This window comes from Streptomyces sp. NPDC050508, from assembly GCF_040655155.1.
Taxonomy (GTDB): domain Bacteria; phylum Actinomycetota; class Actinomycetes; order Streptomycetales; family Streptomycetaceae; genus Streptomyces.
The window spans coordinates 239,613-249,188 of sequence record NZ_JBFAJJ010000016.1; the positions used below are offsets into that span (position 1 = coordinate 239,613).

At 69.8% G+C, this 9,576-nt stretch carries 9 protein-coding genes; 4 read left to right on the plus strand and 5 right to left on the minus strand.

Annotation, left to right across the window (positions count from 1 at the left end):
• Window positions 1-4: 4 nt before the first annotated feature.
• The 3 genes from AB0I69_RS37120 to AB0I69_RS37130 all read right to left on the minus strand — a co-directional run bounded on the left by AB0I69_RS37120 (window position 5) and on the right by AB0I69_RS37130 (window position 2,770).
• Entirely contained in the window at window positions 5-1,471 is a 1,467-nt protein-coding gene (locus AB0I69_RS37120) for an FAD-binding protein (RefSeq protein ID WP_363100135.1), read from the minus strand.
• 132 nt (window positions 1,472-1,603) lie between these two features.
• Complete coding sequence (locus AB0I69_RS37125) at window positions 1,604-1,798, minus strand: hypothetical protein (RefSeq protein WP_363100136.1); 195 nt, start codon at window positions 1,796-1,798, stop codon at window positions 1,604-1,606.
• A gap of 84 nt (window positions 1,799-1,882) precedes the next feature.
• The gene (locus tag AB0I69_RS37130; RefSeq protein ID WP_363100137.1) at window positions 1,883-2,770 is read right to left on the minus strand and encodes a PfkB family carbohydrate kinase; all 888 of its coding nucleotides are present in this window, start codon (window positions 2,768-2,770) and stop codon (window positions 1,883-1,885) included.
• Window positions 2,771-2,842: 72 nt separating this feature from the next.
• Between AB0I69_RS37130 and AB0I69_RS37135 the strand changes: the two genes are divergently transcribed.
• Together AB0I69_RS37135 and AB0I69_RS37140 are read left to right on the plus strand one after the other, a co-directional pair.
• Window positions 2,843-3,283, plus strand: coding sequence for a MarR family transcriptional regulator (locus tag AB0I69_RS37135; RefSeq protein ID WP_363100138.1), 441 nt, complete (start codon window positions 2,843-2,845; stop codon window positions 3,281-3,283).
• 68 nt (window positions 3,284-3,351) lie between these two features.
• Window positions 3,352-5,124, plus strand: coding sequence for an MFS transporter (locus AB0I69_RS37140; protein WP_363100154.1), 1,773 nt, complete (start codon window positions 3,352-3,354; stop codon window positions 5,122-5,124).
• A 39-nt stretch (window positions 5,125-5,163) separates the two neighbouring features.
• On the opposite strand, the gene AB0I69_RS37145 is transcribed toward AB0I69_RS37140, so the two are convergent.
• A complete protein-coding gene (locus AB0I69_RS37145; RefSeq protein ID WP_363100139.1) occupies window positions 5,164-6,129 on the minus strand; it encodes a hypothetical protein in 966 nt (321 codons plus the stop codon).
• Window positions 6,130-6,244: 115 nt separating this feature from the next.
• Window positions 6,245-7,132 carry a helix-turn-helix transcriptional regulator gene (locus AB0I69_RS37150; protein WP_363100140.1) on the minus strand — a complete coding sequence of 296 codons (888 nt, stop codon included), beginning with the start codon at window positions 7,130-7,132 and terminating at the stop codon, window positions 6,245-6,247.
• Between the two features lie 161 nt (window positions 7,133-7,293).
• Between AB0I69_RS37150 and AB0I69_RS37155 the strand changes: the two genes are divergently transcribed.
• Window positions 7,294-8,448, plus strand: coding sequence for a helix-turn-helix domain-containing protein (locus tag AB0I69_RS37155; RefSeq protein ID WP_363100141.1), 1,155 nt, complete (start codon window positions 7,294-7,296; stop codon window positions 8,446-8,448).
• Between the two features lie 135 nt (window positions 8,449-8,583).
• Window positions 8,584-9,405, plus strand: a complete 822-nt coding sequence (locus AB0I69_RS37160) for a class I SAM-dependent methyltransferase (RefSeq protein ID WP_363100142.1) — start codon at window positions 8,584-8,586, stop codon at window positions 9,403-9,405.
• Window positions 9,406-9,576: the final 171 nt, after the last annotated feature.

A 9,576-nucleotide genomic window follows, 5' to 3' on the forward strand; every position in this document is an offset into this window, starting at 1 on the left:
ACGTTCAGAAGATGCCCTGCCCCGGAACCAGGATGCCCTTCGGGTCGTACGTCTTCCTGGCCTCGGCGAAACGGTGCCAAACCGGCCCGAAGTGCCGCTTCCAGTCGGCGTGTTGGAAGGGGATCGAGCCAACCGGGTACTGCGTGCCGCCGGCGGCCGCGACTGTGTCGTACGCGGACCGGTTGGCGCTCAGCAGTCGTTGCACGGTCGCCGTGTCTTCTGGCGGCGCGGCGCGGAGGACCGCGAACAGGTAGGGCATCGGGTCGTCGGGCATGCGCAGCAGCGGGGTGTGGAGGTGCTCGCGCAGCAGGGGGTACAGGAGGACGACGCCGGGTCCGAGGTCGGCCGGGGTGAGCGCGTCCAGGAGGGTGGCGGTCACGTCGGCGGTGCTACGGCCCGGCAGCAGCACGTTAAGCCAGGGGTGGGCGTAGGCCCACAGACCCGCTTCCTTCAGGGCGGCGACGGAGGCGGCCAGCCGGTCGAGGAAGTCGTAGTACCCGAGGTCGGTGATCTGCGCGCCGGACGTGACGTAACGCAGCCCCCGTAGGAGGGCCGTGTCGTCGGGGGTGTCCCCCACCGGCGGCCCGTAGGCGACCGCCTCGATGGCGAACTGGTTGAAGGCTCCGGCGGTGTCCGCGCCGACCTGGCCCTCCAGGTAGGCGAACCGCCCCTCGGTGGCGAGGAGTTGCTGGTCGTCGAGGAAGGTCCGCAGGTCGTCGTACGGCAGGAGGTAGTGCCGTACGGTCTCCGGGGCCGGGACCAGGCGCAGGGTGGCACCGACGATCACCGCGCACTGGCCCAGTCCGGCGAGCACGGCGTGGAAGAGGTCGGGGTGGCGGGTCGGGGAGCAGCGGACCAACTCCCCTGCGCCGGTGACGACTTCGAGTTCGAGGACGTTGTCGACCTGTGCGCCCTGCTGGTGGCTCTGGCCGCCCAGGCCGCCGACGGACAGGGTGCCGCCGACGGAGAGTTCGAGGTAGTCGGTGAAGACGGGCGGCGTCAGACCGTGGGCGATGGCCGCCTTGGCGACGTCGCTCCATTTCGCACCCGCGCCGACCGTGACGCGTGAACTCCCTGTCTGTACAGGGCCGATGGAGGAGAGCGGCTCGGTCTCGATGATCAGGCCGCCCTCGACCTGCGCCTGTCCGTTCGTGCCGTGGCCCTGTCCGCGCGGGGCCACGCCGAGTCCGTGCAGATTGCAGAACCGCACCATCGCGACGACGTCCCGCACGGAGCCGGGCCGCAGCACCGCGGCCGGACGACGGTGCACGATGTGCCCGAAGTCGTCGGCGTCGGCGGTGAGCGAGGCGTCGTCGGTGTGGAGCGTTCCGTCCAGATGAGGGACGGCGGCGAGCGGTCGGCCGGGGTCGGTCACCGCCCAACTACGCGTGAAGGGATCAAAGCCGATCACCACGGCTGAGCCTGCGACCAGGCCGCGCAGTGCGGTGCGTCGAGACGGGGTGCGGGGCATGTGGTCCTCCTGAGACCGTCCGGGTGAAACGATCAACGACGGCTCAGTCTAGGCACGTTGGGGTTCGGAGAAGGGTTCCGTCACGGCGAGTTCCCGGACCGGTTCGGCACTTGCCGTGGCGACCCGACCTTGCTAGTCGTCGCCCTGGCTGCCCGGGTTCATGCCCCGACGCCGCTTCTTCTCGGAGCTACGCAGGAGTTCGCTCGCGGTGAGTGTCACGGTGGCCACGACACGGGCCCACCGGGGCCCACCGCGCTCGGCCCACACCACACACACGCACCCGCCGACGAGGAGCGCCAAGAAGCCGAGCAGCACTGCAATGATCATGTTTCCCACCCCTGTTGCGTACGTACGGTCCGACGACGCGTACGTTCCTGACGATCTTCTCAGCCCCGGACCGGTCGACCTGGGTCATCCCTCCCGCATCCACGCCCGCGTGCCGAACGAGGCGGATGCCCGCGAGGCCACGACGGCTGCCGCCCGCAGCGCCTCGGCGAAGCCCTCCGATGTCAGGCGGGCCCGGAGGGCGAGGTGATACGCGAGGGCCCCGTGCAGAACGTCGCCCGCGCCCAGCGTGTCCGCCACCGGCACCGCAGGTACGGCCACCGTGCCGTCGCCACCCGGCCCCGCCCACTGGATGGGGTCCGCTCCCCCGGTGACCGCCGACCAGACGACCCCGTGTTCCCGCAGGAAACGGAGCGTGTCCGTAGGGGTGCTCGTGCCGGGTGGGTGGAAGTCGGCCGAGCAGACCGCCACGTCGATCAGAGGCAGCAGGTCCTGTGTGCCGGACTTCCAACTGCCGCCGTCGAAAAGGGTCTTACGGCCCAGGGCGCGCGCCGAGCGGGCCGCGGCCACGGCCAGTTCCATGTGGTGGCCGTCGAACTCGACGATGTCGCAGGCCGCCACCAGGCCGTCGAGGTCGTCGGGCGGGGCGAGCCGGTGTGCCGTCGCGTTGGTCGAGGCGACGGCGCGTTCCCCGGTGGACGCGGTCACGAGAACGGAGGAGACCGCAGGCGGTTCCGCCGAGTCGGCGGCCAGGTCGGAGACGGTCACGCCCAGCGCGCGCAGGTCGGCCGCCACCCCAACTCCCAACGGGTGGGCGCCAATTGCTGTCAGGAGCGTGGCCGCGCCGCCCAGGTGACCGAAGGTGACGGCCGCGTTTGCCGCCGGGCCGCCCGCGGCGACCGTCTGGTCCCGGGCGGTGAGTTTCTCGTTCGGGCCCGGCGCGTGGTCCACCAGCTGGATGACGTCCAGGGTGCACAGCCCGACGAACAGTCCTGTGGGGCGTCCTCTCTCCACCGACAACCTCCTCGCGCCATTTACTAACAATTGGTTGAGCAGTTCAGGCTGATAAATCTACTGTTAGTAACCATGAAAGTGGACAGTCCGTACGACACCGCTCGGCTCGCCTCCGACCTGCGGCTCGCGGTGGGCCGTGTGACGCGGCGCCTGCGTCAGGCGCACGCCGTGGGAGACGTCTCACTCTCCGGAGTCTCGGTGTTGGCCCGGCTCGCCCGCGACGGCTCCGAGTCGCCGACATCGCTCGCCGAGGCCGAGCGGGTACGCCCACAGGCGATGGCGAGCACGCTCGCGCTGCTCGAACAGCGCGGGCTCGTCCGCCGTAGCCCCGATACCGCTGACCGGCGTCGGAGCATCGTGGCGATCACGGACGAGGGACACGCCATGCTGGCCGAGCGGCGCACCGAGTCGGTCCACCGCCTCGGGGCCGTCCTCGACGAGTTCACCGCGGAGGAGCGCGCGACCCTCGCGTCGGCCCTGCCCCTCCTCGACCGGCTGGCGGAGCGACTGTGACCGAGCGCGCGCACATACCCGGCGACGGACAGGAGAACGGGGGCGGCCGACCGTCGCTGTTGGGCGCCGTGCGCTCAGGGCGTCGCAAGGACACTCCTGTCGGGCCGAACTACAAATGGGTCGCGCTGTCGAACACCACGCTCGGCGTGCTGATCGCCACCATGGACGCGTCCATCGTGATCATCTCGCTGCCCGCGATCTTCCGCGGCATCGGCCTCGACCCGCTCGCGCCCGGCAACATCGGCTATCTGCTCTGGATGATCCTGGGCTATCTGCTGGTCTCGGCAGTCCTTGTCGTCGTGCTCGGCCGGCTCGGTGACATGTTCGGCCGGGTGAAGATCTACAACATCGGCTTCCTGATCTTCGCGTGTGCGTCCGTCGCGCTGTCCCTCGACCCGTTCCGCGCGGGAGCGGGGGCCATGTGGCTGATCCTCTGGCGCGTCGTGCAGGCCTTCGGCGGGTCCATGCTCACCGCCAACTCGGCCGCCATCCTGACCGACGCCTTCCCGGCCCGGCAGCGCGGCATGGCCCTCGGCATCAACCAGATCACCGCCCTCGCCGGACAGTTCCTCGGCCTGCTCGCCGGTGGTCTGCTGGCCGTCGTCGACTGGCGCGCGGTGTTCTGGGTCAGCGTGCCGATCAGCATCACCGGCACGATCTGGTCGTACCTGAGCCTGCGCGAGACCTCGGCGGGCCGCCCCGGCCGCATCGACTGGCTGGGCAACCTCACCTTCGCGGCAGGCGCCGGAATCCTGCTCGCGGGCATCACCTACGGCATCCAGCCCTACGGCGGCAGCGCCACCGGCTGGGGAAACCCGTGGGTGCTCGGCGGTCTGATCGGCGGTGCCTTACTGCTGCTGGCCTTCTGCTACATCGAGACGCACATCGTCGCCGAACCGATGTTCAACCTGGCCCTGTTCAAGGTGCGCGCCTTCGCCGCGGGCAACCTGGCCGCCCTGTTGACCGCCATCGCGCGCGGTGGGCTGCAGTTCATGCTGATCATCTGGCTGCAGGGCATCTGGCTGCCGTTGCACGGCTACGACTACGAGGACACCCCGTTGTGGGCGGGCATCTTCATGCTGCCGCTCACGGTCGGTTTCCTCGTCGCCGGGCCGGTGTCCGGATACCTGTCGGACCGGTTCGGCGCCCGGATGTTCTCGACGGTCGGGCTGGTCGTCGTAGCGCTCTCCTTCCTCGGACTGCTCGCGCTGCCCATCAACTTCGACTACGGGATGTTCGCGGCGCTCCTGCTGCTCAACGGGCTGGGCCAGGGCATGTTCTCCGCGCCGAACACGTCGTCCATCATGGGCAGCGTGCCGAGCGAGTACCGGGGCGTCGCCTCGGGCATGCGGTCCACCTTTCAGAACTCGGGCACGGCCCTGTCCATCGGCGTGTTCTTCTCCCTGATGGTCTCCGGGCTCGCGTCCTCGCTGCCCAGGACGCTGAGCCACGGACTGCAGGCGCACGGCGTACCGGCCGGCGCGGCCGAGCAGGCGGCGTCGCTGCCTCCGGTGAGCACGCTGTTCGCCACGTTCCTCGGCAACAACCCCATCCAGCACCTTCTCGCGTCCAACGGAACCCTCGGCCACGTCACCGCCGCCCAGCGCGCCGTCCTGACCGGCCACACCTTCTTCCCCCGACTGGTCTCGGGACCGTTCCACCACGGCCTGGCCATCGTCTTCAGCGTCGCCGCGGGCATGGCCCTGGTCTCCGCGGTCGCCTCGGCCCTGCGCGGCGGCCACCGGACCGACCCCGAGCCCGAACCGGCACCGGCCGATCGGCCACCTGCCCCCGCAGAGACGCCCGAGACTTCACAGACGGGGCCGAACGGGCCGTCGTAGGGCCCGAGTTGGTGACAAATGCCCGGCCCGCCGGAGGCGTCAGTGGTTCAGGTGGGCGAGTACCAGGTTGGGGTCGTGGGCGGTGACGTAGGCCGCGCTCAGGACATAGGCCGTGTCGCCGCGCAGGGCGATCGAGGTGGGGTTCTGCAGGCCGTCGGCCGGGGTCAGCACCGTGGTGGGGCTGCCGTGCGGGGCGACGAGCACGACCTCGCTCGAACCGTTGAGGGTGGCCAGCAGTTGGTCGCCACGGCCGGTGAACGCGAAGTCGTCGATCCCCGGCAGACCGGTCACCTCGGTCCGGACCCGGCCCGCGCGTCCGTCCCGCAGCACGGGGATACGGAGGACGGTGCCACGGTCCAGGTTCGTGCCCCAGAGCGCCCCGCCCCGGATCTTCAGGCCGTTGGCGCCGAGGAAACCGGTCGACGACAGTTCGGGGGCGGTGGACCAGGCGGTGGGTGTGCCGCCGGAGACGGGCACCTTCCAGACGGTGCCGAGTACGGAGTCGGTGGCGTAGAGGGTGTGTGAACGGGCGTCCAGAGCAAGGCCGTTGGGCAGCCCGGCCGCGGGCAGCGCGGCGATCCGCTCCGGGGTGCCGCCGGGGCTCAGCCGCCATACGCCGGTGAGGTCTGCGGTGCCGGTGGCGTACAGGAAGTACAGGGTGCCGTCGTGGGCCCGGACGATGCCGGAGGTCAGGGCGAAGCCCAGGACGGGGGTGTGGACCCCGCCGTCCGCGGGTGCGGGCAGGGCGGCCAGGATCTGCGTGGTGCCATGAGGTGAGAGCCGCGCGATCTGGCGGGCGGCGGCGAAGGTGACGTAGGCGCTGCCGTCCGGGGCCAGGACGACGTTCTCCGGTGTCTGCCCCTTGGCCAGGTCGAAGTGGCGTGCGATACGGGCGTCGCTCAGCGGCGCGGAGGCGGCCGAGGCGGGAGCCTGGCCGAGCGCCACGGCGGTGGCCGCGACGAGGACGGCCATGGACACGGCGGACCGGGTGAGCTTCTTGAGCATGGGTCGGCTCCTTGGTACGGGTTGGTTGGTTCTGTGGTCAGTGGTTTTCGGGCATACGGCAGCGACGTGCCGACGCGGTGGTGCGGTGAGTGAGCGGACAGGTATCGAGCGCGGGTCAGTCCGTGGCGGCCCGGGAAGGCGTCCGCGCCGACTCGGTCGATACGACGGCCTGGGCGAGGAGAGCCAGCGCCGCCCGTGAGGACGAGCCCGCCGGGGTGGTGGCGACCACGACGCTGGTGCCACGCCCGAGACCGAGGGTCTGCTGGACGACCGTCAGCGGGCCCACCAGTGGATGCCGCATCTCGTACGAGGCAAGCATGTACGACTTGACCCGGTGGTCGGCCCACATCAAGGCGAACTCGGCGCTCTTGGCGCTCAGTTCACCCACCAGCGCGTGCAGCGCCGCGTCGTCGGGAAACCGGCCCGCGACCAGGCGGAGGTGTCCGACCACCGCCCTGGCCTTGCTCGGCCAGTCCGCGTACAGGTCACGGGTGTGCGAGTCCAGGAACACCAGTCGGGCCATGTTCGGCCGCTGGGCCGGCCGGTCCGGGGCGTCAAGGTCCAGGTGACCGGCGAACAGGGCGTGTCCCAGGCGGTTCCACGCCAGCACGTCGCTGCATCGGCCCAGCAGGACGGCGGGCGCGTCTCCCAGTACGTCCAGCAGTTGGGTGTTCTCTTCCGTCAGCCGTTCCGGCGCGAGCCGCCGGGCTCGCGGACGCTGTCTGCCCGCGTGGGCCAGGTCGTGCAGGTAGCGCCGCTCGGGCTCGTCGAGCCGCAGGGCGAAGGCCAGCGCGTCCAGCACCTCGGGTGAAGCGCTCGGCGCCTGTCCCTGTTCCAGCCGCGTGTAGTACGAGACGCTCACCCCCGCCAGCAGCGCCAGCTCCTCGCGTCGAAGCCCCGGCACGCGCCGCCGCTCCCCGTACGTGGCCACTCCCACGTCCTCAGGACGGAGGTGGGAACGCCGAGCCTTCAGAAAGTCCCCGAGCTGCGTTTTCCCTTTCACGGAGCTCAGTATGGGCAACTGCCGCGCGCGCAGCCTGACCCAACTATGGATAGGCAACGGCGGGTTCGGCTCACCAGGCCGCTCGGCACGCTGCCGGCCGCACCCGTCACTCCGTGTGAGGAGGATTGACATGGACTCATTGTCGATTCGACAGTGTCGGCGTGACTTCCTCTCCGGTCCGGCCCGACGGACATCCGCTGCGTGTGCTGTGCGAGTCCGTGCTGTCGCGCATCGAGGAACTCAGCGTCGTCGTCACCGACGACATCAGGCGCGAGATCCCCTCGTACGCGGCGTTCCCGCTGGCCGAGCAACGCCGGACTGTGCGCAACCGGCTCCAAGCCCTCCTGCGGGGTCTCGCCCTCGATGTGGAACCGACGGCCGAGCTACTGCTGGAGATTCAGGCCGAGTCACGCAGGCGGGCGTACTACGGTCTGGCCGTCCAGGACGCGCTCGCGACCTTTCACATCGGCGCCCGCCGGCTGTGGGACGAACTGCGAGCGGCGGCGCAAGGTACAGCGGCCGAGGACGCCGCGATCGAGCTGGTCGCACCGCTGTGGTTGTGGGTGCAGTCGACGAGCGGCGTCGTCGCGGACGCCTTCGCGGACGAGGCCGGGTCACGGTACGGGCGCGAGGCCGGTCTGCGGCAACGCTTCCTCGAACTGCTCCGCACCGGCGGGACACCCCGCGAGCACACAGCCGAGATCGCCCGTGAACTCGGATTCGACCCGGACGGCGACTTCCGGGCCCTGTGCACGCCGGCTGCCCCGTGGGCCGCGCAAGGACACCTTGGCCTGCTGCAACGTACGGCACGCCAGCTTGCCGGAAATGTCTCCTGCGGGCTGAGCGGGCAGCTGATGGTCGTCATCACCCAGCGAGTCGACCCGGCCGACCTGGCCACCCGCGTGATCAACCTGGGCGGCGACAACGCGCGCGTGGGCGTCGGTCTCGACCGGTCCGGGCTCGCAGGCGCGGAGATGAGCATCGCCGATGCGGAGCGCGCCCTGGCCGTCGCCGAACAGGGCGGTCGCGCCACGTCGTTCGAGGACGTCTGGCTCCAAGCGAGTCTCGTCGACAGCCGGGAGCGACTGCACCCCCTGTTCGCCGAAGTCCGTCGGGTCGCGGGCGAGCAACCCCTGTTGGCGGAGACCGTCATCGCCTTCGCCGACGCCGGGTCGTCGCTGGCCCATGCCGCGGCCGCCCTGAGCATCCACCCCAACACGGTGGCCTACCGGCTCGGCCAGTGGCGCAAGCTCACCGGCGCCGATCCGCGCACCTTCGCCGGGCTCCTCCGCTCGGTCGTCGGCATCACCGGCTGACGGCGACTGTGGAATCCACAAGAATCTGCCCCACCACTCCATGATCACGCCGAAGACTGCCGACCGGGCGCTTCCTACACTCCGTAACTGCTGACTGCTCACCGCAGTAATTCCAGAGCAATGAACGGAACAGGAATGGCAGACAAGGACCCGAGTTCCTACGTGATGGGTAATACATCCGAGGAGGCGGACAGGCTCGGCATACAAGCCGCGCTGTACGACAGGCACACCGAATACCTCCTGAGGACGGCGGGCCTGAGGGAGGGAATGCGCGTTCTCGACATCGGCTGCGGTACGGGCGAAGTGTCACTGGCCGCCGCACGCGTGGTCGGCTCAAGTGGCCGTGTTCTCGGCGTGGACATGGACCCGGGAGTCTTGGAACGCGCGCGGGAAAATGCGACCGCGGGCTCCTTCCGGAATGTCACCTTCGAGCAGGGAACGCTCCCCGATCTCGAAGTCCCCGAGCCCTTTGACGCCCTTGTGGGACGACTGATTCTGATTCATCTCGACGATCCGGTGGCAACGGTGAAGGGGCTGACGCGGTTTGTCCGTCCCGGTGGTGTTGTCACGTTCCAGGACTTCAATATTTCGCGGACTCGCGCCATACCCGCGGTACCCGTGGTGACGGAGTCCGTGGCGTGGATCTGTGCGGCGCTCCGACAAGGGCGCCGCGACCCCGACATGGGCGAGCAACTGGCCGAAGTACTACGGCTTTCGGGCCTGTCCGATCCGAGCGTGGCGGTTGCCGTGCCCACTGGCGGTCCCGACTCGGCGGCGGTCACCCTCATCGCCGAGTCGACGCGCAGTCTCCTGCCGGTGATGGAGCGCGGTGGAATCGCCACGGCACAGGAAGTCGACATCGACACACTGCGCACTCGTATGGTGCGGGCGTGCACGGAGGTGCAGGCAACGGTGTACGTCCCTGAACTCGTAGCCGCGTGGGCAGAAGTGCGATAAGGCCTGTTGCATACGTCGGTTCGGCATACGTCGTCCGCAGCCGTACCGGCGCCCGGGAAAACTGGTTGACCGGCTGCTAGTGTCCTGAGTCGTTAATTCGTGTGCAGTATGCGGCGAGGGTGTCGAGTATGTCGTCGGCGGTCTTCGTCCAGACGAACGGCTTGGGGTTCT

What these genes read in the sequence shown, in the direction of transcription:
- AB0I69_RS37120 (WP_363100135.1), bottom strand. Translation starts at nt 1,471, where the DNA reads ATGCCCCGCACCCCGTCTCGACGCACCGCACTGCGCGGCCTGGTCGCA.
- AB0I69_RS37125 (WP_363100136.1), bottom strand. Translation starts at nt 1,798, where the DNA reads ATGATCATTGCAGTGCTGCTCGGCTTCTTGGCGCTCCTCGTCGGCGGG.
- AB0I69_RS37135 (WP_363100138.1), top strand. Translation starts at nt 2,843, where the DNA reads ATGAAAGTGGACAGTCCGTACGACACCGCTCGGCTCGCCTCCGACCTG.
- AB0I69_RS37145 (WP_363100139.1), bottom strand. Translation starts at nt 6,129, where the DNA reads ATGCTCAAGAAGCTCACCCGGTCCGCCGTGTCCATGGCCGTCCTCGTC.
- AB0I69_RS37160 (WP_363100142.1), top strand. Translation starts at nt 8,584, where the DNA reads ATGGCAGACAAGGACCCGAGTTCCTACGTGATGGGTAATACATCCGAG.